Origin of the sequence: Streptomyces cathayae (assembly GCF_029760955.1) — a bacterium.
Lineage (GTDB): Bacteria > Actinomycetota > Actinomycetes > Streptomycetales > Streptomycetaceae > Streptomyces > Streptomyces cathayae.
Genome location: NZ_CP121682.1, coordinates 3,975,111 through 4,000,480, shown reverse-complemented (window position 1 = coordinate 4,000,480; position 25,370 = coordinate 3,975,111). Strand labels below are relative to the sequence as shown.

The window sequence follows — 25,370 nt, the reverse complement described above, 5'->3', positions numbered from 1 at the left end:
GAAGCCTGTTCCTCGCTTCCTCCGCCTGCTGCCTCGCGGGCGGCTGCCAGAGCGTGCCGCTCCTTGAACAGGCTGCCGATGAACCCTCCGAAGGCGGAAATCGCCAGCCCTGCTCCCACCCATCCGGTGCGGCTCATCATTCGCATGGCCCTGCCTTGCGCTCAGAGGTTCAGGTACTGGCGGTGGACACACCCTGTCTCACTGCATCGTATCCATGAAGCGATTCCACCGATACCGCCAGAAAGCAAAGGGCGGATCGTTTCCGGGATATATCGGACACGATCCGCCCGCGGTCGGCTGTTCGGCTGACCTGGCCGAAGCTCAGGAATCTTCCACTGAGTCGTCGTCCACAAGACTCTTCTGCAGAACCGGCCCCTCATCAGGAGCGAGGGTGCCGAGAATGCGCTCGAGGTCCTCCATGGAGGCAAACTCGACGGTGATCTTTCCCTTCTTCTGCCCCAGGTCGACCTTCACCCGCGTCTCGAAACGATCCGAAAGACGAGTGGCCAGATCGGACAGCGCCGGAGAGACCAGGGCACCCGCCCTCGGCCCCTTGGATCGCGGCGACTTCTGCGGCCCGGACCCCATCAGGGTCACGATCTCCTCGACGGCCCGCACCGAGAGCGCTTCGGCCACGATCCGATGCGCCAGCCGGTCCTGCTCCTCGGAGTCCTCCACGGAGAGCAGGGCCCGCGCGTGCCCGGCGGAGAGCACTCCGGCAGCCACCCGGCTCTGCACCCTCGGCGAGAGCTTCAGCAGACGCAGGGTATTGGAAACCTGCGGGCGGGAACGGCCGATACGGTCCGCCAGCTGATCATGCGTGCAGTTGAAGTCCTTCAGCAGCTGGTCGTAGGCGGCTGCCTCTTCCAGCGGATTCAGCTGGGCCCGGTGCAGATTCTCCAGAAGGGCGTCCAGGAGGAGCTTCTCGTCCTCCGTGGCCCGCACGATCGCCGGGATGGCTTCGAGCCCCGCGATACGGCACGCCCGCCAGCGGCGCTCACCCATGATGAGCTCGTAGTGCGCGGGCCCGACCTGCCGTACGACGACGGGCTGGAGGAGACCGACCTCCTTGATGGAGGTGACAAGTTCTGCCAGCGCATCCTCATCGAAGACCCCGCGCGGCTGACGCGGGTTCGGCTTGATGGAATCGAGAGGAATCTCCGCGAAGTGTGCCCCCAGAGGAGGCATGGGCATCTCCGCCGCACCACGCGTCGACGGCTCCTCTGTTTCACGTGGAACAGAAGGAAGTGCGGCCAGTTTGGCCACAGCCACCCCGCGCTCGTTCGGCAGCACCTGCGGCGCAGAGGGAGAGGAGGAAGCTACGCCTCCCGTCACAGCCGGGGCGACCGCCTTCTCTGTCGGGGCAGCAGGGATAAGTGCGCCAAGACCACGGCCCAGCCCTCTCCGTCGCTCACTCACTGGACGCCCTCCACCATGCTCGGATCGTTCTGCTGTGCACCGTTGTGTGCGCTCGACGCGTCATAGCTGACACCCACGCCCCTCAGCGCGATCTCGCGTGCCGCCTCGAGGTAGGAGAGGGCACCGCTCGATCCAGGATCGTAGGTCAGCACCGTCTGCCCATAACTCGGCGCCTCCGAGATACGCACAGAGCGAGGAATACTTGTCCGCAGTACCTCGTCACCGAAGTGACTACGCACCTCGTCCGCAACCTGGGACGCGAGGCGCGTCCGGCCGTCGTACATGGTGAGCAGGATCGTCGATACGTGCAGGGAGGGGTTGAGGTGGCCCCGCACCAGATCGACATTGCGGAGCAGCTGCCCCAAGCCCTCCAGGGCGTAGTACTCGCACTGGATCGGGATCAGGACCTCCTGCCCCGCCACCATCGCGTTGACCGTCAGCAGGCCGAGGGACGGAGGGCAGTCGATGAGGATGTAGTCCAGCGGTTGCTCGTACGCCTGGATGGCACGCTGCAACCGGCTCTCCCGCGCCACCAGTGACACCAGCTCGATCTCCGCGCCGGCGAGATCGATCGTGGCGGGTGCGCAAAAGAGACCCTCCACGTCGGGAACCGGCTGGACAACCTCCGCCAGTGGTCTGCTCTCGACCAACACGTCATAGATGGAAGGAACTTCGGCGTGGTGGTCGATCCCCAGGGCTGTAGAGGCGTTGCCCTGAGGGTCGAGGTCGATCACCAAGACCCGAGCGCCATGGAGCGCAAGCGACGCGGCGAGGTTGACGGTCGTCGTCGTCTTGCCCACGCCACCCTTCTGGTTGGCGACCACCATGAGGCGTGTCTGCTCGGGCCGTGGCAGGCCCTCGCCTGCGCGGCCCAGTACATCCACCGCCAGCTGGGCAGAGCGACCGATGGGAGTGTCGTCCATAGGGGGCGGTGTTTCACGTGAAACATCTGCCCCCATCGATTCGGCACGGGGACCGGGGACCGGGTCGGTCATCGGTCCCGCGATGTTGGCGTCGGACCGCAAGGTGGATTCACTCTCCTCGACTTCAGGCTCGCAATGAACAGAGCCTCCCATGTCTTCGGGGTCGTGAACCAGTGAGGCCTGGCGTTCTGTGGAGAAATCCACTTCTGTGGACAACTCCGTACCCCCTGAGGGGGGCGAAGCCTCGCGGGGAACAGGACCCTCTCTGCGTGAACCGAGAGGCTTACGATCGCGGGGTTCGGCCGCGGCGCGACCGCGACTGATGATGCCGTGCAGCAGGGAGCGACGTTTCACGTGAAACACGATGCACAGCAGCCGGGGCCGCGCTGCCGCGACACTCCGGCCTACGAAGGTTCGGCAGCTTGTGTGGAGTACATCTGCCCCTTCAGGACGCAAGCCTGCCCGTCAGATGTCCTGCTGCCCGGCAGACCGCGCCCCTACGCCCCTATCCGCGCCGGCGCCGCGCACGCCCGGCGCGAGCAGCCTTCGCGCGCTTCGCCGCGAAACGCACACCGCCGGGGCTTTCCCCCACCTCGACCCGCACCACCGTGGACATCGGATCCACCACCCCCTCACCCACATGCACGACCGAGGTCGCCACGGCGCCGAGCTTGTTCAGCGCCGAGGTCGCGTTCTTCAGCTCCTCCTCGGCAGTGTCACCCTTGAGCGCGAGCATCTCTCCGTACGGCCGAAGGAGGGGGATGCCCCAGGTGGCGAGACGGTCGAGCGGCGCCACGGCTCGTGCGGTCACCACGTGCACCGGAGACATCGTGCCCATGACCTCCTCGGCCCGGCCGCGCACGACCGTCACATGGTCCAGCCCCAGCAGCTCCACGACTTCGGTCAAGAAAGTGGTACGCCGCAGCAGTGGCTCCAGCAGTGTGATCTTGAGGTCCTCGCGGACCAGCGCCAAGGGGATGCCCGGCAGACCGGCACCCGAACCGACATCGCACACCGTGACACCTTCGGGCACGACCTCCGAGAGCACCGCGCAGTTCAGCAGGTGCCGCTCCCACAGGCGCGGCACCTCCCGCGGGCCGATCAGACCACGCTGAACTCCCGCCTCAGCAAGCAGCTCAGCGTAACGCACCGCGTCCGCGAAACGATCGCCGAACACCTCGCGGGCCTGCTCGGGCGCGGGGGGAAGCTCCGCTGCCTCCGTCACGGGGGACCGTCCTTCCGTAGCGTGCCGGCCTCGGGAGCCGGCACCACAGAACTATCAGGCTGACAAAATTCGGCCCCGCCTGCGCAACAGACGGGGCCGGTGGAACGTGGAACCGTTCAGGCGGGAAGCACGACGACGAAGCGCTGCGGCTCCTCGCCCTCGGACTCACTGTTCAAGCCGGCGGCCTTGACCGCGTCGTGCACGACCTTGCGCTCGAACGGCGTCATCGGGTCGAGCTTCACGGGCTCACCGCTGCTCTTGGCCTCTGCGGCGGCCTTCGCGCCCAGCTCGGACAACTCGGCCCGCTTCTTGGCGCGGTACTCCGCGATGTCGAGCATGAGCCGACTGCGGTCCCCGGTCTCCCGGTGCACGGCCAGACGCGTGAGCTCCTGGAGCGCCTCCAGCACCTCACCGTCCCGACCGACCAGCTTCTGCAAGTCACGGCCGGCCGAGTCGCTGATGATCGAGACAGAGGCACGGTCGGCCTCGACGTCCATGTCGATGTCACCGTCGAGGTCGGCGATGTCGAGCAGACCCTCCAGGTAGTCCGCTGCGATCTCGCCTTCCTGCTCCAGGCGGGTCAGGGTGTCTGCGCCCTCGGCAGCGGTGGAGGTGGTGCCTTCCGTCACGGGATGGACTCCTTCTTACTTCTTGGACGGGGACTTGGGCCGCTGCGGACCCTTGCGCTGTCCGGACTGGGCCCTGCTGCGGGTGCTTCCGCCGGACTTCGCGTTGCCCTTCTGGGCAGCGGCGGCGGGCTTGACGTCGTCCTGGGGCGTTTCGGTCTTGGTCAGCGAGGTGGGCTCACCAGCCGCCTTCGCTGCACCGCCCTGACGCTGGGACTTGCTCTGCCGCTTGGGCTGCTGACGCTTCGCGGTCTGGGTCGTGGCCGGAGAGCCGTCCTCAGCCTGCGCGGCGGCCGTGGCGTCGCTCTTGATCACGGCACCGTCGGCCTGAGCCGCGAGGCCCGCCTTGTTCAGACCGTTGACGAACTTGCGCTCGTACTCGTTACGGTCCCGGCCCTTGGCGACGATGGCCTTGACGACGGCACGATCACGGCGGTTACGGGTCTTGCCGTGGTGGGTGACGTGCTTGACAAGGCGCTCCAGGTACGCGGCCTGCGCCTTGGAACCCGGCGTCGGGTTGTTGTGGATGACGTACATCTGCTGGCCCATGGTCCACACGTTGGTGGTCAGCCAGTAGACGAGGACACCGACCGGGAAGTTGATACCGAAGACGGCGAAGATGACGGGGAAGACGTACATCAGCATCTTCTGCTGCTGCATGAACGGCGTCTTCACCGTGGTGTCGACGTTCTTCGTCATCAGCTGGCGCTGCGTGTAGAACTGCGACAGCGACATCAGCACGATCATGAGCGCCGTGACGACGCGTACATCGGTCAGGGAGGCGTTGAGGGCCTCGACCTTGTCCGCATTGTCCGTGAACTTCGCCGCGAGCGGGGCACCGAAGATGTGCGCCTTCTGCGCACTCTCCAGCAGACGCTCGTTGATCACGCCGACGGTGTCGTTGGACGCGATGCTGTTGAGCACGTGGTACAGAGCGAAGAAGAACGGGGACTGCGCCAGGATGGGAAGGCACGAGGAGAGCGGGTTGGTGCCCGCGTCCTTGTACAGCTTCATCATCTCTTCGGACTGACGCTGCTTGTCGTTCTTGTAGCGCTCCTGGATCTTCTTCATCTCCGGCTGGAGCGTCTGCATCGCGCGCGTCGCCTTGATCTGCTTCACGAAGAGCGGGATCAGGCAGATACGGATCAGGATCACCAGAGACACGATGGACAGGCCCCAGGCCCACCCGGTGTCGGGGCCGAAGATGGCCCCGTACACGGAGTGGAACTGGACGATGACCCAGGAGACAGGTGTCGTGATGAAGCTGAAGAGGCTGGCAATCGTGTCCACTAATCATGCTCCTTGGGCATGGGGCGAGGTCTCTGCGGCCGGGCTCGAAGGGCTTGTCGGACTTACGGAAGAAGTCTGTCCTTCGGTGGCCGGTTCGGCGGAGGCAGGCCCGCCCTTGCGTGCACGCCAGGCGTCACGCAGCATTTCGTGCCACCGCGGGCGCTTGCGCGGCGGGACATGGTCCACACCGCCCAGCGACCACGGATTGCACCGCAGGATGCGCCAGGCCGTGAGTGCTGTGCCCTTGATGGCACCGTGCCGGTCGATGGCCGTGTAGCCGTAGTGGGAACACGACGGGTAGTACTTGCATACAGGCCCGAGCAGCGGACTGATCGTCCACTGATAGAGCTTGATCAGAACCAGCAGCGGGTACTTCATCGCGTGCCCCCTCCCAGCAGCCGCTGCAGAGCGGCATCCAGGTCTTGGGCCAGTTGTGCATGGTCGGCGTCACCCGCTTCGGGCAGCGCGCGTACGACTACCAGGCTACCGGGGGGCAGCAGGGCCATTCGGTCGCGCATCAGGTGGCGAAGTCTGCGCTTCACCTTGTTCCGCACGACCGCTCCCCCCACAGCCTTGCTCACGACGAAACCCGCACGTGCCGGGGGAGCGCTCTCCCCCGGCACGTGCGGGTCCGTAGCACCGCTGCGAAGGTGTACGACGAGGTGCCTGCGTCCGGCCCGGCGTCCTCGTCGTACCGCGGTCGCGAAGTCCTCGCGCCGCCTCAGCCGGTTGTCGGTGGGCAGCACGACGTCATGACCTGATCGGGATCAGGCGGACAGGCGGGCGCGACCCTTGCCACGGCGGGACGCGAGAATCGCGCGGCCGGCACGGGTGCGCATACGCAGCCGGAAGCCGTGGGTCTTCGCGCGACGACGGTTGTTCGGCTGGAAGGTGCGCTTGCTCACTCGGGGGCTCCAGAAAGATGTCGTTGATTGCGGGGTGCCGTCCTGGCTGTCACCGTGCGCCCACGAGTAGCTCGCGTTACGCCCGAGTGCACCGCTGACCGATCAACTTGCGTGATCTGTGCCCATCGGAGGCAGGCGGCAGCAGCCATCGACAACTCGACCTCGTCACGGTACGCGCGGCTGCCTCCTTCGGTCAAACCAGCGGCCGCGGGGGGACACTTGTCCACAGGCTGGGGACAACGACTTGAACCGTACCGTCCGCCCTGACTACCGTGACGGAACTCCGATTCGTTCCTTTGTCCCTCGACCACCCCCTTTACCACCCCCGACCCGTCCCCGAATCACACGTTCGAGGGACCTGTGAGAGAGCGTGCCCTGTGGCTGACGTACCTGCCGATCTTGCCGCAGTGTGGCCACGCGTACTGGAAGAACTGCTCGGTGAGGGCCGGAGCCAGGGAGTCGAGGGGAAGGACGAGCACTGGATCCGGCGCTGCCAGCCGCTGGCGCTGGTCGCCGACACCGCGCTGCTCGCCGTGCCGAACGAGTTCGCCAAGGGCGTGCTCGAGGGTCGCCTCGCGCCGATCGTCAGCGAAAGCCTGAGCCGCGAGTGCGGGCGTCCCATCCGCATCGCCATCACCGTCGACGACTCCGCGGGAGAGCCCCCGGCTCCGCCGGTCGCCCGCCCCCAGCCGCGCTACGAGGAGCCCGAGCTCCCTTCCGCCCGGCAGGACCGGCCGGACCGTCAAGGGCACGAGCAGTACGAGGGCTACGGCCGGCGCCGCGCCGACCAGGACCCCGGGCCGCCCGGTGACCAGCTGCCCACCGCCCGCCCCGCCTACCCCTCGGAGTACCAGCGCCCGGAGCCCAGCTCCTGGCCGCGACCGGGTCAGGACGAGTACGGCTGGCAGCAGCAGCGCCTCGGCTTCCCCGACCGCGACCCGTACGCCTCGCCTTCGCAGAACGCCTACGGCCCCCAGGACGGCTACGGCGGCGCGCCCTCACCGGACTACCGCCCGCAGCCGCCGGAACGCTCCTCCTACGAACAGCAGCGTTCCGACTACGAATCGTCACGCGCGGAGTACGACCGCAGTAACTACGACCGTGGCGGCTACGACCGCGGTGACTACGACCAGCGCGACGCCGCCCGCCGCGAGCTTCCCGAGCCCCCGTCCGGCTCGGGGCACGTCCACCGCGGTGGCCCCGTCGGCCCGAACCTGCCCACGAGCGGGGCACCCGGCCCGCTGGCCGCACAGCCCGCGCCGGCGGCCGGCCCCGGTGAGCCGACCGCGCGGCTGAACCCGAAGTACCTCTTCGACACGTTCGTCATCGGCGCCTCCAACCGCTTCGCGCACGCGGCGGCGGTGGCGGTCGCCGAGGCACCCGCGAAGGCGTACAACCCCCTGTTCATCTACGGGGAGTCCGGACTCGGCAAGACCCACCTGCTGCACGCGATCGGGCACTACGCGCGCAGTCTCTACCCCGGCACGCGGGTGCGGTACGTGAGCTCGGAGGAGTTCACCAACGAGTTCATCAACTCCATCCGCGACGGCAAGGGCGACAGCTTCCGCAAGCGGTACCGGGAGATGGACATCCTGCTCGTCGACGACATCCAGTTCCTCGCGGACAAGGAGTCGACGCAGGAGGAGTTCTTCCACACCTTCAACACGCTGCACAACGCCAACAAGCAGATCGTGCTCTCCAGCGACCGGCCGCCCAAGCAGCTGGTGACGCTGGAGGACCGGCTGCGGAACCGTTTCGAGTGGGGTCTGATCACCGACGTCCAGCCTCCGGAGCTGGAGACGCGGATCGCGATCCTGCGCAAGAAGGCGGTGCAGGAGCAGCTCAACGCCCCGCCCGAGGTGCTGGAGTTCATCGCCTCCCGGATCTCGCGCAACATCCGCGAGCTGGAGGGCGCGCTGATCCGGGTGACGGCGTTCGCCTCGCTCAACCGGCAGCCGGTGGACCTCGGGCTGACGGAGGTCGTCCTGAAGGATCTGATCCCCGGCGGCGACGACTCCGCGCCGGAGATCACCTCGACGGCCATCATGAGCGCGACCGCCGACTACTTCGGGCTCACGGTCGAGGACCTGTGCGGCACCTCGCGCGGCCGCGCCCTGGTGACCGCACGGCAGATCGCGATGTACCTGTGCCGTGAGCTGACGGACCTGTCGCTGCCGAAGATCGGTGCGCTGTTCGGCGGCCGCGACCACACGACGGTGATGCACGCGGACCGCAAGATCCGCAATCTGATGGCGGAGCGACGCTCCATCTACAACCAGGTCACCGAGCTCACCAACCGCATCAAGGCCGGCTGAGCGCCCGCAGGCGCACGAAGAAGGGCGTCCCCGGACCACCTCCGGGAACGCCCTTCTTCGTGCGCCTGCCGACCCGCCCTTGTGCGCCCGCCGCCGACCTGCGCTCGCCCGTCGGCCGCCGAGAGCCGACCCTCGCGGTCGGCAGTGTCCCGTCCCTCGGGGTCCCGTCCACTGTTCGATTTCGGCACCGGGTTACGGCTGTCCTCCACAGATGTGGCAACTTTCTCCCGTCCACATCCTGGGGACTGCGAAGTTGTCCCGAAACTATCCACAGCCCTGCCTGTTGGGGCACCATCGAGCCAGGTCAACCGGCTGTGGATTCGTGGACAAACGATCTCCACAGGCTGTGGACGAGACGGTGATCCACAGGCTGTGGATAAAGTTTTCCACCGGCAACCCACAGGGTGAGGCCGGTTGTCCCCAGTGATCAGGCACTTCTCCACACGCCTGTCCACTGTTCGGCAACGCCGCCCGCCTCCTCACCGGGTCGAGTGAAAGGCGTCACAGCAGGGTGCCGCGGCTGCCTGTGGGAAAGCCCGGCAAACCTGGGGACGGAGCTGGGGAGAACTCGCCCCTCCCTGGGGACGGAGTGTGCAGAACTTTTTGTTCTCCACAGAAACCCCGAGTTGTCCACCGCCTCCGCCCACAGGCCCGGTGGACAAAATCTTGGCCCTGAGCTGGGAAAACGAGGTTATCCACGGTATCCACAGGCCCTACTACTACTCCCAACTAGAGAGAGTGAGGAATCCGCTTCGAAGAGGGTCCTGTGCACAACTTGCCGGTTCGACGCCGACTGCCGCTCGTCATGACTTGACCCCGAGGGGCACCTACTGTCAGTGCAGTGCGTCAGACTGGTCCCCGGTGTCCTTCCCTCACAGAGGCCGACGACACCGAGGCAGACGACGAAGGCGAAGCAGGGCGTGAGAACGCCGGCAACAGCAGGAGGCGGCTTACGGTGAAGATCCGGGTGGAACGCGACGTACTCGCGGAGGCAGTGGCCTGGGCTGCGCGCAGCCTCCCGGCCCGTCCGCCGGCGCCGGTCCTCGCCGGCTTGCTGCTGAAGGCCGAGGAGGGGCAGCTGAGCCTGTCCAGCTTCGACTACGAGGTCTCCGCACGGGTCTCGGTGGAGGCGGAGGTCGAGGAAGAGGGCACCGTCCTCGTCTCGGGCCGTCTGCTCGCCGACATCTCCCGCGCGCTCCCCAACCGGCCGGTGGAGATCTCCACAGACGGTGTACGGGCGACCGTGGTGTGCGGCTCCTCGCGATTCACACTCCACACCCTGCCGGTGGAGGAGTACCCGGCCCTGCCCCAGATGCCGAACGCGACGGGCACCGTCCCCGGTGAGGTCTTCGCCTCCGCCGTGCAGCAGGTCGCCATCGCGGCCGGCCGGGACGACACCCTTCCCGTCCTGACCGGTGTGCGCATCGAGATCGAGGGCGACACGGTGACGCTGGCCTCCACCGACCGCTACCGCTTCGCGGTCCGCGAGTTCCTGTGGAAGCCGGAGGACCCGGAGGCCTCGGCGGTCGCCCTGGTGCCCGCGAAGACGCTCCTGGACACCGCCAAGGCGCTGACCAGTGGCGACCAGGTGATCCTCGCGCTGTCCGGCTCGGGCGCGGGCGAGGGCCTGATCGGCTTCGAAGGAGCGGGCCGCCGCACCACCACACGGCTGCTGGAGGGCGACCTCCCGAAGTACCGCACGCTGTTCCCGACCGAGTTCAACAGCGTCGCCGTCATCGAGACCGCCCCCTTCGTGGAGGCCGTCAAGCGCGTGGCCCTGGTCGCCGAGCGCAACACCCCGGTGCGGCTCAGCTTCGAGCAGGGTGTGCTCATCCTGGAGGCCGGCTCCAGTGACGACGCACAGGCTGTGGAAAGGGTCGACGCCCAGCTGGAGGGCGATGACATCTCGATCGCCTTCAACCCGACGTTCCTGCTGGACGGTCTGAGCGCCATCGACTCCCCGGTGGCGCAGCTGTCGTTCACCACGTCCACCAAGCCCGCGCTGCTCAGCGGCAGGCCCGCGGTGGACGCGGAGGCGGACGACGCCTACAAGTACCTGATCATGCCGGTGCGGCTCAGCGGCTGACGTCGTACCACCCGTCCGCGGCTGCCCCCGGCAGTCCACAGTTGTGCACAGTCCTTCCGGGCCCGGTGGACACCGGATCGTGGATACCGGCCAGAGCCGGGCCCGGAAGTGGCCGTGAGCGAAGCCGCAGGTGAGGGCGTGCGCATGAGCGCGTATGCCCACAGATGTGCGTGAGCGCCCGGGTTTAGGGTCGTGTCGGTACGTAAGTGCCGCGGCACGTCCGTGCCGCCATGCCACGTCGCAACCTAAGGAACACAACTGATGGAGCTCGGTCTCGTCGGCCTCGGCAAGATGGGCGGCAACATGCGGGAGCGGATCCGCCGCGCGGGCCACACCGTCGTCGGATACGACCGCAACCCGGACCTCGCCGATGTCCACAGCCTGGAAGAACTTGTGGGCAAGCTCGAGGGCCCGCGCGTGGTCTGGGTGATGGTCCCGGCCGGCCGGGCGACGCAGTCGACCGTCGATGAGCTCGCAGAGCTGCTCCAGCCCGGCGATGTCGTCGTGGACGGCGGGAACTCCCGCTGGACGGACGACGAGAAGCACGCCGAGGAACTGGCGGCCAGGGGCATAGGTTTCGTCGACTGCGGTGTCTCCGGCGGCGTCTGGGGCCTGGAGAACGGCTACGCGCTGATGTACGGCGGCGACAAGGAGAACGTCGCCAAGGTGCAGCCGGTCTTCGACGCCCTCAAGCCGGAGGGCGACTTCGGCTCGGTGCACGCGGGCAAGGTCGGCGCGGGCCACTTCGCCAAGATGGTCCACAACGGCATCGAGTACGCGATGATGCAGGCCTATGCCGAGGGCTGGGAGCTCCTGGAGAAGGTCGACTCGGTGACCGACGTCCGGGAGGTCTTCCGTTCCTGGCAGGAGGGCACCGTCATCCGCTCCTGGCTCCTCGATCTCGCGGTGAACGCGCTGCACGAGGACGAGCACCTGGACAACCTCCGGGGTTATGCACAGGACTCCGGTGAGGGACGCTGGACTGTGGAGGCCGCGATCGACCACGCGGTCCCGCTGCCGGCGATCACCGCGTCGCTGTTCGCGCGGTTCGCCTCCCGCCAGGAGGACTCGCCGCAGATGAAGATGATCGCGGCGCTGCGCAATCAGTTCGGCGGGCACGCGGTCGAGAAGAAGTAGTCCACAGAGCGGCCGAGAGAGGCCACAGCAGCAGCCACGGGGCATCCCTGGCTGTCGTCCGCAGGACCGCACGACGGTCCACAACGCCGGGGGAGGTCGGCGCACGATCATGCACGTCACGCATCTGTCGCTGGCCGATTTTCGCTCCTATCCCCGGGTCGAGGTCCCGCTCGACCCGGGGGTGACGGCCTTCGTCGGCCCCAACGGGCAGGGCAAGACGAATCTCGTCGAGGCGGTCGGCTATCTCGCCACACTCGGCAGCCACCGTGTCTCCTCCGACGCCCCGCTGGTGCGCATGGGCGCCGACCGAGCGATCATCCGGGCCCAGGTCCGGCAGGGCGAGCGGCAGCAGCTCGTCGAGCTCGAGCTGAACCCGGGCCGCGCCAATCGTGCCCGTATCAACAGATCCTCACAGGTCAGGCCCCGGGACGTGCTGGGGATCGTCCGCACCGTGCTGTTCGCGCCCGAGGATCTCGCCCTGGTGAAGGGTGATCCCGGCGAGCGGCGCCGCTTCCTGGACGATCTGATCACGGCCCGTTCCCCGCGGATGGCGGGTGTCCGTTCCGATTACGACCGGATCCTCAAGCAGCGCAACACGCTGCTGAAGTCGGCCGCGCTGGCCCGTCGGCACGGCGGGCGCACCATGGATCTGTCCACTCTGGACGTCTGGGACCAGCATCTCGCGCGTGCGGGTGCCGAACTGCTGGCTCAGCGGCTGGATCTGATCGCCGCGATCCAGCCGCTCGCCGACAAGGCGTACGAACAGCTCGCACCGGGCGGCGGGCCCGTCGCCCTGGAGTACAAGCCGTCGGCGCCCGGTGAGGCGCACACCCGCGAGGACCTGTTCGAGCAGGTGTCGGCGGCTCTCGCCGAGGCGCGCAAGCAGGAGGTCGACCGGGGCGTCACCCTGGTCGGCCCGCACCGGGACGATCTGCTGCTCAAGCTCGGCCAGCTGCCGGCCAAGGGCTACGCCTCCCACGGCGAGTCCTGGTCCTATGCCCTGGCGCTGCGCCTGGCCTCCTACGACCTGCTGCGGGCCGAGGGCAACGAGCCGGTGCTGGTGCTCGACGACGTCTTCGCCGAGCTGGACGCGCGCCGCCGCGAGCGCCTCGCCGAGCTCGTCGCGCCGGGGGAGCAGGTCCTGGTGACCGCGGCCGTCGACGACGACGTTCCCCGTGCGCTGGCGGGGACGCGGTGCGTCGTGGCCGAGGGAACGGTGCGGCGGGTATGAGCGAGCCCGACCGGCCCGACGGACCCCCCGCGGGGGTGCCCGGGGCAGCTGCTGAGCCCTCGGGGGTCGACCTGGCGCGCGTGGCGTTGCGCGCGGCCAAGGAGGCGGCACGCGCGCGTGGGGATGCGGCGCAGCAGAAGAAGCAGGCACGGCGCGGTGGCCTGCGCTCCGGCGCGCGCGGCGACCGGCGCGATCCCATGGCACTCGGTGCGGCGATCAACCGGCTGCTCACCGAGCGTGGCTGGGAGGCCCCGGCCGCGGTGGGCGGGGTGATGGGGCGCTGGCCCGAAATCGTCGGTGAGGACGTGGCCAAGCACTGTGAGCCGGAGCGCTACGACGAGGACGAGCGGGTGCTGTTCGTGCGCTGCGACTCCACGGCCTGGGCGACGAACCTGCGGCTGCTCGCCCCGACCCTGGTCGCCCGGCTGAACGAGGACCTGGGCCACGGCACGGTGAGGCTGATCAAGGTCAACGGACCGGGTGGCCCCGCACGCCGCTACGGCCTGCTGCGGGCTCCCGGGAGCACCGGTCCCGGGGACACGTACGGGTGACCCGGAGCCCTCTTCCGGGCCGCCCGGGACAAGGTGATCGACGTCACATCGGGGCTTTTCGGGAGTGCGTTCGGTCCGCCGGTGCCCCTTTCGTCGTACGACCGGGCGAGGTGCGCGATCGCCACCTGACTCCTAAGTAGCCAAGGGGTGACGGTCGGAAGCGCTGGGTGCCCTCGTGAGCCTCTTGGAGCCCCCATCCGTATACCGGGAGTCGGACGAGACCGGTTGAGGGCGGCACATGCGGACTCAGGCACCGGCAAACCCCCATCAATGTCCGAGCTACCGGTAGACTGGGAGCAATCCCGCCCCGACCGTGGGGACCGCCCGGGAAAAGCTGAGCAACGCTGATCAAGGCTTACCAACGCAACATGCCGCAGCCGCTCCGGCAACCCGCCGCCGAGCCTGGCTCGTGGTGTGCCAGAAAGGGCGCTTCGTGGCCGATTCCGGCAACCCCAACGAGAACATCCCGTCCACCGACACCGGCGTGAACAGCGAGGCGACCGCCCTCGACAGCGAGGTCACCGCCTCGTACGACGCCAGTGCCATCACCGTCCTCGAGGGCCTGGACGCGGTCCGCAAGCGACCCGGTATGTACATCGGTTCGACCGGTGAGCGAGGCCTGCACCACCTGGTGCAGGAGGTCGTCGACAACTCCGTCGACGAGGCGCTGGCCGGGCACGCGGACACGATCGATGTGACGATCCTGGCCGACGGCGGCGTCCGGGTCGTCGACAACGGCCGGGGCATTCCGGTGGACATCGTCCCCTCGGAGAACAAGCCGGCCGTCGAGGTCGTGCTGACCGTGCTGCACGCGGGCGGCAAGTTCGGCGGCGGCGGCTACGCGGTCTCCGGTGGTCTGCACGGCGTCGGTGTGTCCGTGGTGAACGCCCTGTCGAGCAGGATCTCCGTCGAGATCAAGCGTGACGGCCACCGCTGGACGCAGGACTACAAGATGGGCGTCCCCACGGCCCCGCTGGTCCGGCACGAGGAGGTGGAGGAGACCGGGACGACGGTCACCTTCTGGGCCGACCCGGACATCTTCGAGACCACCGACTACTCCTTCGAGACGCTCTCCCGGCGTTTCCAGGAGATGGCGTTCCTCAACAAGGGGCTGCGGATCAACCTCGTCGACGAGCGCGAGTCGGCGAAGGCCACCGCCGGGGCGGACGAGGCGGGTGAGGACGAGAAGTACGAGGTCAAGAGCGTCTCGTACCACTACGAGGGCGGCATCGTCGACTTCGTGAAGTACCTCAACTCCCGCAAGGGAGATCCGGTGCACCCCACCGTGATCGATCTCGAGGCCGACGACAAGGACAAGCAGCTGTCCCTCGAGCTCGCCATGCAGTGGAACGGCGGCTACACCGAGGGCGTGTACTCCTTCGCCAACATCATCCACACCCACGAGGGCGGTACGCACGAAGAGGGCTTCCGCGCGGCGCTCACCAACCTGGTGAACAAGTACGCGCGCGAGAAGAAGCTGCTGCGTGAGAAGGACGACAACCTCACGGGTGACGACATCCGCGAGGGACTGACCGCGATCATCTCGGTCAAGCTGAGCGAGCCCCAGTTCGAGGGCCAGACCAAGACCAAACTGGGCAACACCGAGGTGAAGACCTTCGTCCAGAAGGTCGTCTACGAACACCTCAACGACTGGTTGGACCGCAACCCCAACGAGGCCGCGGACATCGTCCGCAAGGGCATCGCGGCGGCCACCGCGCGCGTGGCGGCCCGCAAGGCCCGCGACCTGACCCGCCGCAAGGGCCTGCTGGAGTCGGCGTCCCTGCCGGGCAAGCTCTCCGACTGCCAGTCCAACGACCCCACCAAGTGCGAGATCTTCATCGTCGAGGGTGACTCCGCCGGCGGTTCGGCCAAGTCCGGCCGGAACCCGCAGTACCAGGCGATCCTCCCGATCCGGGGCAAGATCCTCAACGTCGAGAAGGCGCGCATCGACCGGATCCTGCAGAACCAGGAGATCCAGGCGATGATCTCCGCGTTCGGCACCGGGGTGCACGAGGACTTCGACATCGAGAAGCTCCGCTATCACAAGATCATCCTGATGGCGGACGCCGACGTCGACGGCCAGCACATCAACACCCTGCTGCTGACGTTCCTGTTCCGGTTCATGCGGCCGCTGGTCGAGGCGGGGCACGTGTACCTCTCCCGTCCCCCGCTCTACAAGATCAAGTGGGGCCGGGACGACTTCGAGTACGCCTACTCCGACCGCGAGCGCGACGCACTGATCGAGATGGGCCGCCAGGCCGGCAAGCGCATCCGCGAGGACTCCGTCCAGCGATTCAAGGGCCTCGGCGAGATGAACGCCGAGGAGCTGCGCATCACCACGATGGACCAGGAGCACCGCGTCCTCGGCCAGGTCACCCTCGACGACGCCGCCCAGGCCGACGACCTGTTCTCGGTCCTGATGGGCGAGGACGTCGAAGCCCGCCGCGCGTTCATCCAGCGCAACGCCAAGGACGTCCGCTTCCTCGACATCTGAGTCGGTCTCAGCTGACCGCACCAGGAAGGACCTTCACCAGCAATGACCGACGAGAACACTCCCGTCACGCCTCTCGAGGACGCGGACGCGACCGGCATGCGCGTCGAGCCCGTCGGGCTCGAGACGGAGATGCAGCGCTCGTACCTCGACTACGCGATGTCCGTCATCGTCTCGCGTGCGCTGCCCGACGTCCGTGACGGCCTCAAGCCCGTCCACCGCCGTGTGCTGTACGCCATGTACGACGGCGGCTACCGCCCCGAGCGGGGCTTCTACAAGTGCGCCCGCGTCGTCGGCGACGTCATGGGCAACTACCACCCGCACGGCGACTCCTCGATCTACGACGCGCTGGTCCGCCTCGCGCAGCCGTGGTCGATGCGGATGCCGCTGGTGGACTCCAACGGCAACTTCGGCTCCCCGGGCAACGACCCCGCGGCAGCCATGCGGTACACCGAGTGCAAGTTGGCACAGCTGTCGATGGAGATGGTCCGCGACATCGACGAGGAGACCGTCGATTTCAAGGACAACTACGACGGCCGCTCGCAGGAGCCGACCGTCCTGCCCGCACGCTTCCCGAACCTGCTGATCAACGGATCGGCCGGTATCGCGGTCGGTATGGCGACCAACATCCCGCCGCACAACCTGCGTGAGGTCGCGTCCGGGGCCCAGTGGTACCTGGAGAACCACGAGGCGTCGAACGAGGAGCTGCTCGACGCGCTCATCGAGCGCATCAAGGGCCCCGACTTCCCGACCGGCGCCCTGGTGGTGGGCCGCAAGGGCATCGAGGAGGCGTACCGGACGGGCCGCGGCTCGGTCACCATGCGTGCGGTGGTCGAGGTCGAGGAGATCCAGAACCGCCAGTGCCTGGTGGTCACCGAGCTGCCCTACCAGACCAACCCCGACAACCTCGCGCAGAAGATCGCCGACCTGGTGAAGGACGGAAAGATCGGCGGCATCGCGGACGTCCGCGACGAGACGTCGTCCCGTACCGGCCAGCGTCTGGTCATCGTGCTCAAGCGGGACGCGGTCGCCAAGGTCGTCCTGAACAACCTCTACAAGCACACCGAGCTGCAGACCAACTTCGGCGCCAACATGCTGGCGCTGGTCGACGGTGTCCCGCGCACGCTCTCCCTGGACGCGTTCATCCGCCACTGGGTGAACCACCAGATCGAGGTCATCGTCCGCCGTACGCGGTTCCGGCTGCGCAAGGCCGAGGAGCGCGCGCACATCCTGCGCGGCCTGCTGAAGGCCCTGGACGCCATCGACGAGGTCATCGCACTGATCCGGCGCAGCGACACCGTCGAGATCGCACGCGGGGGCCTGATGGGCCTCCTGGAGATCGACGAGATCCAGGCCAACGCGATCCTGGAGATGCAGCTCCGCCGGCTGGCGGCACTGGAGCGTCAGAAGATCGTCCAGGAGCACGACGAACTCCAGGCGAAGATCAACGAGTACAACGAGATCCTCGCCTCCCCGATCCGTCAGCGGGGGATCGTCAGCGCGGAGCTGGCCGCGCTCGTCGAGAAGTACGGTGACGACCGCAAGACCAAGCTGGTGCCCTATGAGGGCGACATGTCCATCGAGGACCTGATCGCCGAGGAGGACATCGTCGTCACGGTCACACGCGGCGGCTACATCAAGCGCACCAAGACCGACGACTACCGGGCCCAGAAGCGCGGCGGCAAGGGCGTACGCGGAGCGAAGCTCAAGGAAGACGACATCGTCAACCACTTCTTCGTGTCCACCACGCACCACTGGCTGCTGTTCTTCACCAACAAGGGCCGGGTCTACCGGGCGAAGGCGTACGAGCTGCCCGACGCCGGCCGGGACGCACGCGGCCAGCACGTGGCCAACCTGCTGGCCTTCCAGCCGGACGAGGCGATCGCCGAGATCCTTGCGATCCGCGACTACGAGGCGGCGCCCTACCTGGTGCTGGCCACCAAGGCGGGCTTGGTCAAGAAGACGTCGCTGAAGGATTACGATTCACCCCGCTCGGGTGGTGTGATCGCGATCAACCTGCGGGAGCAGGAGGACGGTTCCGACGACGAACTGATCGGGGCCGAACTCGTCTCGGCAGATGATGATCTACTGCTGATCAGCAAGAAGGCACAGTCGATCAGGTTCACCGCGACGGACGAGACGCTGCGGCCCATGGGCCGTGCGACCTCGGGCGTGAAGGGCATGAGTTTCCGCGAAGGGGACGAGCTGCTCTCGATGAATGTTGTTCGACCCGGTACGTTCGTGTTCACTGCCACAGACGGCGGGTACGCGAAGCGGACCGCCGTCGACGAGTACCGCGTCCAGGGTCGCGGCGGCCTCGGCATCAAGGCTGCCAAGATCGTCGAGGACCGTGGAACTCTCGTCGGCGCGCTGGTGGTCGAGGAGACCGACGAGATCCTCGCCATCACGCTGTCGGGCGGTGTGATCCGCACGCGGGTCAGCGGAGTCAGGGAGACGGGCCGTGACACCATGGGCGTCCAACTGATCAATCTGGGCAAGCGCGATGCCGTGGTCGGCATCGCGCGTAACGCCGAAGCGGGACGCGAGGCGGAGGAAGTCGACGGCGACGTGGCCGTGGACGAGACCGACGAAGGTGCCGTGACCACCGGCACGGACGAGGGTGAGGCGCCCTCGTCCGAGTAGCACGAGGAGTGAGTCAGCGTGAGCGGAGCCACGGGCACCGGGCCGACCGGTACCAGTATGGGGACGGACGGCGGTGGCCGTGGCTCTGCCACGCGGGCGACAGATCCGCACACGACCAACCTGAAAGCGATCAAGTCGCCCGGCAAGGACTCGCCTTCGTCCGACAGACATGGATCCCAGGGGGGAACTGTGACGGACACCCGAGGCCATCAGCAGAGCACGCCCGGACAGGGCGCCGCTGATCGTACGGCCTCACCGCTGCCGGGGGAACGGCAGTCGCAGCAGCAGGCGGGGCCGTACCACCCGCCGCAGGCCTACCAGGCGCAGACCGGTGCGGCAGAGGGCCCGGGCGGCGCGGTACGCCGCCCGCGCACCGGGGCGCGCACCACACCGCGCGTGCGCAAGGCGCGCCTGCGGGTGGCCAAGGCCGATCCCTGGTCGGTGATGAAGGTCAGCTTCCTGCTCTCCATCGCCCTGGGCATCTGCACGATCGTCGCGTCCGCGGTGCTGTGGATGGTCATGGACGCGATGGGTGTCTTCTCGACGGTCGGCGGCACGATCTCCGAGGCGACGGGCTCCAACGAGTCGAACGGCTTCGACCTCCAGTCGTTCCTGTCGCTGCCCAACGTGCTGCTGTTCACGACGGTCATCGCGGTCATCGACGTCGTCCTGGCAACGGCTCTGGCGACTCTCGGCGCGTTCATCTACAACCTCTCCGCGGGCTTCGTGGGCGGCGTCGAGCTCACGCTGGCCGAGGACGAGTGAGCGACGCCCGGCAGCTTCCCGGCCTGCTCTGACGGTCCTCCGGCAACCGATTTTGGGACTGCCCGGGTCGTGCGCTAATCTTCAGGAGTCAGCGCGCGGGACATGTACCGCAGAGCGCGGCGGGGCTATAGCTCAGTTGGTTAGAGCGCATCCCTGATAAGGATGAGGCCACAGGTTCAAATCCTGTTAGCCCCACATCATCATGAGACCCCCTGGCCGGTATGGCCGGGGGGTCTTCTGCGTCCGTCGTGTGGTGCGCCCGGTCTCGGCCCGCCGACCCTCATCTCGTCTCACCAGGTCTGCTCCGTGCCCTTGCGCGGGGTGGGAGTGCTGGTGCTGTGTGCGTGCGGGGAGGGGTGGGGCTCCGCTCCCTCCGGACCGTTCGCCGGCGGGGTGCGGTGCGGTGGCGGCCGGGCCCTGACGCGTTCGACGGGTGTGGGCAGGGGGAAAGCCCGGTTGCTCGTTGCCGAGCAACCGGGCCTTTCGCGTGCCGTCGGGGCTGTACGCGAGTTCGCCGGGACTTCGGGGGGAGCCGGAAACGGCACGGGTGGGGTGTGGTGAGGCGGGTGGGCCTCCACGGGCCCAGCGGCTCAGTGGGCTCAAGCGGGCCCAGCGGCTCAGCGCTGGAGCGGGAGGTGGCCGGTGCGGGGCGCTGCGGGGGATGTCGTGTCGTCGGAGCAGGGGGCGGAGGCCGAGTCAGGGGCCGGGGTCGCGAGCGGGCGGTGACGGCACCTGGGGGATCCTCCGTGGGCCTCCGCGCGGATGCGCTGTTTCATCGTGGGGGGCAGGGCACTGGTAGGGGACCAGGGCCGGACGGACGCGGCCTGCGTCGTCATGTCCGGGGCGCTCTTGCTGTTGCGGGTCGTCTCGGTCTGGGATACCGCGGCGGAAGCGGTGGTGGTGATGAGTCCGAGCGCCGTGCACAGCGCGAGGAGGGCGGTGACGATGGCGGTCCACAGCTTCATGACCTTGTTCCGGGCCATGGCCCCTCACTTTCGGGTCGGGCGATTTGCGTACTTTCCTCATGATGTGTATGTGGGCCGCGAAGTGGTGGACCAACGCCCGTGGCGCGTCGATGTTCAGATGAACACCACCCGGATGGTCGCAAGAGGGGAGAAAAGTGAAAGAGTGCGGAGGGAGATGGTCAAATTAACCGGCTGTGCGGGGGTGGTCACCCTCTGATCCGGTCGATGTGTTCCGCCCCTACTGCACAGTAAAGATGGGGAGTTGCCCGGCCGACACAGGTCACTGATCGGTATCGGTCGGTGTGTATAGTCGGGCGCCAGAGGTCCCCTACGTCAAGAAAGACGAGGTCGCGCGGTGAAGAAGCTTCTCCTGGTCGCACTGGCCGCCATCGGCGGGCTCCTCGTGTACCGCCAGATCCAGGCGGATCGCGCCGAGCAGGATCTGTGGACGGAGGCGACTGACTCCGTGCCCACGGGTTCGTGAGTACCGACATACGACGCTGAACAGACCCCGGCCGCGCTCGCGGTCGGGGTTTTGTGTGTCGTGAGGCCTTGCCGACGGGCCTTGTCCGCGGGGCAGGATGGGGCACGGTGCGACGTCCGGGCGACGACGAGGGGTGGCGCGTGAGGGGACGGCGGTGCAGGGCGTGGGGGCGGCACGTCCGGGCGGGACGTGGTCGGGCAGCACCGGCTGCCGTGCGCTCGGGCGTGGTGACGCTCGCGTCGGTGATGCTGCTGGGGGCGCCGGGGGTGTCTGTCGCCTCCAGTGCCTCTGCGGTCTTCCCGGGGGCCGGGGCCGCCGAGGCGGTCACCCGGGCTTCCGGCACTGTCGGGGTCCCCGAGGCCGTCCGGGCTGCTTCCGGGGCTCCTGGAACTCCTGAGGGGTATGCCTTCACCGAGGGCGCGCAACGGATCGACGGGGCGGGGAGCACCGCCGACGCCTTACGGCTGGAAGCCGGTCGGGCCTACCGGAGCACCCTTCCGGCGAGCGGCAGGATCCACTACCTCCTGGAACTCGACGCCGGCTCGAACGTCTACGTCTCCGCCACCGCCGTCCCCCCGGGCGACGGCAGCGCCGCCGTCATCGACGGCGTCAAGGTGTCCCTGCAGGACGCGGACGGCCGCTCCTGCGACGTGGACACCGCGACCTTCGGTGCCGCCGCCGGCCCGCACCCGGTCGCCGCGTCGGCCGTGCGCGAGATCTCCCCCAGGAAATCCCTCTGCCAGGACGCCGGTACGTACTACGTGACCGTCGAACGCGCCGATCCGGACGGAAAGGGCGCCTCCCCCGACGCCTGGGAGCTGGAACTCACCACCGCGTCGGAACCGCGGCTGGAACGGACCGGCGCGACGACCGCGCCCGAGGAGTGGGACTCCGCCTCGCCCCGGCCCGTCACCGGGAAGGCACAGCGGCGCTCGGGCGGCGCCGGTTTCACCGAGGCCACCCCGCTCGATGAGGGAGTCTGGCGGGACGACATCCGGCCCGGCCAAACGCTCTTCTACAAGGTTCCCGTCGACTGGGGCCGGCAGTTCCACGCCACCGCCGAACTGGGCAGTGCGCGCTTCGACGGCACCGGGTTCGTCCCCGCCGCCCTGGACCTGGACCTCTACAACCCCGTACGCGGGCATGTCGCGGACGTGGGTCTCGGCTACGACGGCAGACAGAAGTCGGGCAGCCTCCCCCCGCTCCCCCGCGTCGCGTACGCCAATCGCCATGCCACCGGCGCTCAGGTCGGCGCGATGCGCTTCGCAGGCTCCTACTACCTCGTCGCCCACCTCAGGGCGGAGGTGGCGGACGACTTCGGTGACGGACCCGTCCCGCTGACGCTGCGGGTACGGGTCGGCGGTGCGGCGCAGGACGGGCCGGAGTACGCCGGGGAGTCCGCCCCGGCGGGCATCTTCGCGGTCACCGCGCAGGACCGCGAGGCGGCGGCCCGGGGCCGGTCCACGGACGACGGCACCGCGATGACGGCGCTCGCGGTGGGCGGTATCGGAACCGGCAGTGCACTGCTGGTGGGACTCGCCGTGTGGACGGTGGCCGCTCGACGGAGAACCGTCTCCCCGGACGGTCCGGGAACGATCCGGGCATCAGATCCGCGTGAGGGCCCATAACCCCACGGCATAGCAGGCCAATGCCAGGAACAGGAGAGGGACGGCCACCCGGGCGGGAGGGCCGGGGCGGCGCCGCCGGCGCCGACCGGTCGCCCTGTGCCGTGACACCGCAGAGTCCGAAGACGGAGCCTGCGGGTCGCGGGCGGTGTACTCGGCAGTGGAGGCATCGGCGCGATGCGAGGCGGGGCCGGGACACGCCGACGGCGGGAACGAGGGCGGGGACAGGGGGGAGCGCAGCGGGTGAGTGGGGTCGGCGTGGGTCACCCGCTGTGCGCCGTACGGGGGCTGGGACGGTGTGAGGCTCTGGGGCTGTGCCCGGACGTGCGCCTGCTCCGGTACCCGACCCTGCCCCTGACCCGGTGGGGTGGGTGCGTGGGACGGGCGAGCGGGGGCGGGGGAGGACGTGACCGTGGCCTGGGGCGGTGGCAGATGAAAGCTGCCGGTGTCCGACATGGAGGGCTGACGCGGCGGAGCGGACGGTGCCGGACCGGTGCCGGCGACACCGTCCGCGGTGGATCGGCTCGCGGGAACCGGACGGCCGCCCTCGCCGCCGTGAGGGGAGGCGCCGCCGTGGTCCGGTTCGGAGCGGGAGGGTGGGTCGCCCTGCCAGGGGTCTCCGAGCAGGGCGCCTGCCGCTCCTGCCCCGGGCGGACGGCCCGTCTCCCCGCCCTCCGCTCCAGGACGACTTGTGGCCGAGCGCACGCCCGAAGCCGCCCTCAGCGGGCCTTCCGGGCCGAAACCCGGTGGGAGCGGGCCGAGTTGGTCGAAGATCTCGATCAACTCGTCGTCGGGGCCGGGCGCCGGGAGGAGTTCCCTGGCCGAGGCCAGGGCCTTGCGCGCCCCCGTGGCCGTACGGAACCGTGCCTGCGGTGCCGGCTGCAGCAGGGTGGCCACGACCTGCCACAGCGGGTCGGGGATGCCCTGGGGCGCCCCGGGCGTACCGTGCTCGGCGAAGTGCTGGATGAGCGCCTTGGCGTCCGGTTTGGCGCCCTCCAGCAGATACAGCGCGACCAGTCCCACCGCGAACAGGTCCGCGGGGAAGTCCGGTTCGGAGCCCATCAGCTGCTCCGGCGCGAGATAGCCGGGCGTGCCCACCACCAGGTCGGTCTCGGTCAGGCGCGGTTCGCCGAGCCGCATGGCGATACCGAAGTCGGACACCCGCAGACGTGGTCTGCCCGTACCGGTGGCTTCCAGGAGCAGGTTGGCGGGCTTGATGTCGCGGTGCACGACGCCTTCCGTGTGCACCGCGGTGAGACCCGCCAGCAGCTGGTCGAGCAGGATACTGACGAACGTCGGCGGCAGGGGCCCGTAGTCGCCGATGAGGTGCGCCAGCGAACCGCCGGCGACCAGGTCCATGGTGAACAGGACCTTGTCGTCGTCGGCGGCCCAGCTGCTGGGGGCGAGCACATGGGGGTGATCGATTCGCAGGGCCTGCTCGCGCACGAAACGGAGCAGGGAGTGGGCGTCGCTCTGCAGCAGGACCTTGGCCGCCACATAGCGGCGACGGCGGTGGTCCCAGGCACGCCAGACGGCACCGACACCCCCGCGCCCGATCGGGTCGACCAGTTCGTACCGGCCGGCAAAGACCTCACCCATGGCTGTGCGTCGCTCCTCCCCCGGCGGGATCTCCCCTTGCCTTACCCCTGTGTGCTTACCCCTTCTGCCCCTGCCGCGACTACGGCCGGGGGATCAGTTCTGGTGGGACTGGTAGTGCGCGACCGCGTCGGAGGTACGGCCGGCGCCGTAGACCCGGAGGAACTCCGCCAGCTCGGGGTGGGTCGGGGCGAGGACGTCGGCGGCGTCGATGATGTCGCCGGCAGCGGCCACCGAACGCAGCAGTGACTGGATCTCCCGCACCACCCGCTTGACCGTGGGGGCGCCCGAACTGCTCGTCGTCTGCGTGGTGTTGCTGAGCACCGAACCCCCCTGCGACTTCTTGATCTCCTCCATGCGCTCGGTCGCCTCGGCCGCGCTGACACTGCCGTCCGCGACCTGGCCCGCCAGGTCCTGCAGCAGCTGCACCCGCTGGACCACCGCGGGGTTGCCGATCTTCGCCCGCTGACCGCTCATCAGCTGCGACAGCATCGGTGCGGACAGTCCCAGCACCCCGGCGAGACGAGCCTGATTGAGGCCCAGGTCGTCTATGAGCTTACGGAAGAGCGTCCCCAGCGGCTCCCCGTACCAGTTCCGCTGCAGTTCCCGCGCTCTTGCGGTGGCTTCCTGCTGTGCGGCGTCCATGGCGTCTCCCCATCGCTTCCCCGAGAACCGTGGTTCGCTGTAGCGAACCACGCCGAGCATCTTACGGAGAGTGGTTGGTCACGGGGACCCCCAATCTTTTTGCGGAACCCCCCCGGGGACCCGGTACTCTTGTTTCCGGCGCCCACCCGGATGTGCTTGTTCCTGGCGGACGCTTCCCACACGGGGCCTTAGCTCAGTTGGTAGAGCGCTGTCTTTGCATGGCAGATGTCAGGGGTTCGACTCCCCTAGGCTCCACAAGGAAACCCCTCCCACCTGCGGAAAGCAGATGGGAGGGGTTCTTGCTCAGTAGCTCCGGGAGCCTGGCGTCACGGCTCCGGGGAGCCTTCGGGGTCCTGGCTCCAGGGCCGGGGCTCCAGGCTCACCGGGCTGTTTCACGTGAAACAGCCCGGCACGGCAGAAGACGCTGAAGTCTCCCGCCCCACCAGGC

The 25,370-nt window shown here is 68.4% G+C and carries 21 protein-coding genes and 2 tRNA genes; 12 read left to right on the top strand and 11 right to left on the bottom strand.

Annotated elements, in window-relative coordinates:
- Positions 1 to 321 precede the first annotated feature (321 nt).
- The 8 genes from PYS65_RS18150 to rpmH all read right to left on the bottom strand — a co-directional run bounded on the left by PYS65_RS18150 (position 322) and on the right by rpmH (position 6,388).
- Positions 322 to 1,419: a ParB/RepB/Spo0J family partition protein gene (locus PYS65_RS18150; RefSeq protein WP_279334991.1), complete on the bottom strand. Its 1,098-nt coding sequence runs from the start codon at positions 1,417 to 1,419 to the stop codon at positions 322 to 324.
- On the bottom strand, positions 1,416 to 2,495 hold the full coding sequence (locus PYS65_RS18145; protein WP_279337988.1) for a ParA family protein: 1,080 nt from the start codon (positions 2,493 to 2,495) through the stop codon (positions 1,416 to 1,418). Before PYS65_RS18145 ends, PYS65_RS18150 begins: the two co-directional genes overlap by 4 nt.
- 352 nt (positions 2,496 to 2,847) lie before the next feature.
- On the bottom strand, positions 2,848 to 3,567 hold the full coding sequence (rsmG, locus tag PYS65_RS18140) for a 16S rRNA (guanine(527)-N(7))-methyltransferase RsmG (protein ID WP_279334990.1): 720 nt from the start codon (positions 3,565 to 3,567) through the stop codon (positions 2,848 to 2,850).
- A 116-nt stretch (positions 3,568 to 3,683) separates the two neighbouring features.
- Positions 3,684 to 4,196: a Jag family protein gene (locus PYS65_RS18135; protein WP_279334989.1), complete on the bottom strand. Its 513-nt coding sequence runs from the start codon at positions 4,194 to 4,196 to the stop codon at positions 3,684 to 3,686.
- Positions 4,197 to 4,211: 15 nt separating this feature from the next.
- Positions 4,212 to 5,483: a membrane protein insertase YidC gene (gene yidC, locus PYS65_RS18130; protein ID WP_279334988.1), complete on the bottom strand. Its 1,272-nt coding sequence runs from the start codon at positions 5,481 to 5,483 to the stop codon at positions 4,212 to 4,214.
- Between the two features lie 3 nt (positions 5,484 to 5,486).
- Positions 5,487 to 5,861: a membrane protein insertion efficiency factor YidD gene (gene yidD / locus PYS65_RS18125; protein WP_279334987.1), complete on the bottom strand. Its 375-nt coding sequence runs from the start codon at positions 5,859 to 5,861 to the stop codon at positions 5,487 to 5,489.
- On the bottom strand, positions 5,858 to 6,229 hold the full coding sequence (gene rnpA / locus PYS65_RS18120) for a ribonuclease P protein component (RefSeq protein WP_279334986.1): 372 nt from the start codon (positions 6,227 to 6,229) through the stop codon (positions 5,858 to 5,860). Before rnpA ends, yidD begins: the two co-directional genes overlap by 4 nt.
- A gap of 21 nt (positions 6,230 to 6,250) precedes the next feature.
- Positions 6,251 to 6,388: a 50S ribosomal protein L34 gene (gene rpmH / locus PYS65_RS18115; RefSeq protein ID WP_003949374.1), complete on the bottom strand. Its 138-nt coding sequence runs from the start codon at positions 6,386 to 6,388 to the stop codon at positions 6,251 to 6,253.
- A gap of 377 nt (positions 6,389 to 6,765) precedes the next feature.
- On the opposite strand from rpmH, the gene dnaA reads away from it, so the two are divergent.
- The 9 genes from dnaA to PYS65_RS18070 all read left to right on the top strand — a co-directional run bounded on the left by dnaA (position 6,766) and on the right by PYS65_RS18070 (position 19,802).
- Positions 6,766 to 8,703 carry a chromosomal replication initiator protein DnaA gene (dnaA, locus tag PYS65_RS18110; RefSeq protein WP_279334985.1) on the top strand — a complete coding sequence of 646 codons (1,938 nt, stop codon included), beginning with the start codon at positions 6,766 to 6,768 and terminating at the stop codon, positions 8,701 to 8,703.
- Positions 8,704 to 9,658: 955 nt separating this feature from the next.
- Positions 9,659 to 10,789 (top strand): DNA polymerase III subunit beta, encoded by a 1,131-nt coding sequence (gene dnaN, locus PYS65_RS18105; RefSeq protein ID WP_109376586.1) that lies wholly within the window; start codon positions 9,659 to 9,661, stop codon positions 10,787 to 10,789.
- 261 nt (positions 10,790 to 11,050) lie between these two features.
- The gene (gene gnd / locus PYS65_RS18100; protein WP_279334984.1) at positions 11,051 to 11,926 is read left to right on the top strand and encodes a phosphogluconate dehydrogenase (NAD(+)-dependent, decarboxylating); all 876 of its coding nucleotides are present in this window, start codon (positions 11,051 to 11,053) and stop codon (positions 11,924 to 11,926) included.
- A gap of 109 nt (positions 11,927 to 12,035) precedes the next feature.
- Positions 12,036 to 13,157 (top strand): DNA replication/repair protein RecF, encoded by a 1,122-nt coding sequence (recF, locus tag PYS65_RS18095; protein WP_279334983.1) that lies wholly within the window; start codon positions 12,036 to 12,038, stop codon positions 13,155 to 13,157.
- Positions 13,154 to 13,708: a DciA family protein gene (locus PYS65_RS18090; protein ID WP_279334982.1), complete on the top strand. Its 555-nt coding sequence runs from the start codon at positions 13,154 to 13,156 to the stop codon at positions 13,706 to 13,708. The genes recF and PYS65_RS18090 overlap by 4 nt, the downstream gene beginning before the upstream one ends.
- Before the next feature lie 433 nt (positions 13,709 to 14,141).
- Positions 14,142 to 16,202, top strand: coding sequence for a DNA topoisomerase (ATP-hydrolyzing) subunit B (gene gyrB, locus PYS65_RS18085; RefSeq protein WP_279334981.1), 2,061 nt, complete (start codon positions 14,142 to 14,144; stop codon positions 16,200 to 16,202).
- A gap of 42 nt (positions 16,203 to 16,244) precedes the next feature.
- Positions 16,245 to 18,842, top strand: coding sequence for a DNA gyrase subunit A (gyrA, locus tag PYS65_RS18080; RefSeq protein ID WP_279334980.1), 2,598 nt, complete (start codon positions 16,245 to 16,247; stop codon positions 18,840 to 18,842).
- An 18-nt stretch (positions 18,843 to 18,860) separates the two neighbouring features.
- Positions 18,861 to 19,607 carry a DUF3566 domain-containing protein gene (locus PYS65_RS18075; protein ID WP_279334979.1) on the top strand — a complete coding sequence of 249 codons (747 nt, stop codon included), beginning with the start codon at positions 18,861 to 18,863 and terminating at the stop codon, positions 19,605 to 19,607.
- Positions 19,608 to 19,728: 121 nt separating this feature from the next.
- Positions 19,729 to 19,802 (top strand) — tRNA-Ile (locus tag PYS65_RS18070).
- 422 nt (positions 19,803 to 20,224) lie between these two features.
- On the opposite strand, the gene PYS65_RS18065 is transcribed toward PYS65_RS18070, so the two are convergent.
- The gene (locus tag PYS65_RS18065; protein WP_279334978.1) at positions 20,225 to 20,590 is read right to left on the bottom strand and encodes a DUF6344 domain-containing protein; all 366 of its coding nucleotides are present in this window, start codon (positions 20,588 to 20,590) and stop codon (positions 20,225 to 20,227) included.
- 337 nt (positions 20,591 to 20,927) lie between these two features.
- Here PYS65_RS18065 and PYS65_RS18060 point away from each other — a divergent pair, with 337 nt between their 5' ends.
- Together PYS65_RS18060 and PYS65_RS18055 are read left to right on the top strand one after the other, a co-directional pair.
- A complete protein-coding gene (locus PYS65_RS18060; RefSeq protein WP_003999697.1) occupies positions 20,928 to 21,056 on the top strand; it encodes a DLW-39 family protein in 129 nt (42 codons plus the stop codon).
- Between the two features lie 245 nt (positions 21,057 to 21,301).
- Positions 21,302 to 22,684 (top strand): hypothetical protein, encoded by a 1,383-nt coding sequence (locus PYS65_RS18055; RefSeq protein WP_279337987.1) that lies wholly within the window; start codon positions 21,302 to 21,304, stop codon positions 22,682 to 22,684.
- On the opposite strand, the gene PYS65_RS18050 is transcribed toward PYS65_RS18055, so the two are convergent.
- Together PYS65_RS18050 and PYS65_RS18045 are read right to left on the bottom strand one after the other, a co-directional pair.
- Positions 22,661 to 24,280, bottom strand: coding sequence for a serine/threonine protein kinase (locus tag PYS65_RS18050; RefSeq protein WP_279334977.1), 1,620 nt, complete (start codon positions 24,278 to 24,280; stop codon positions 22,661 to 22,663). The genes PYS65_RS18055 and PYS65_RS18050 overlap by 24 nt on opposite strands.
- A 93-nt stretch (positions 24,281 to 24,373) precedes the next feature.
- Positions 24,374 to 24,922: a DNA-binding protein gene (locus PYS65_RS18045; RefSeq protein WP_279334976.1), complete on the bottom strand. Its 549-nt coding sequence runs from the start codon at positions 24,920 to 24,922 to the stop codon at positions 24,374 to 24,376.
- A gap of 182 nt (positions 24,923 to 25,104) precedes the next feature.
- Between PYS65_RS18045 and PYS65_RS18040 the strand changes: the two genes are divergently transcribed.
- A tRNA-Ala gene (locus PYS65_RS18040) sits at positions 25,105 to 25,177 on the top strand.
- The last annotated feature ends 193 nt before the right edge of the window (positions 25,178 to 25,370 follow it).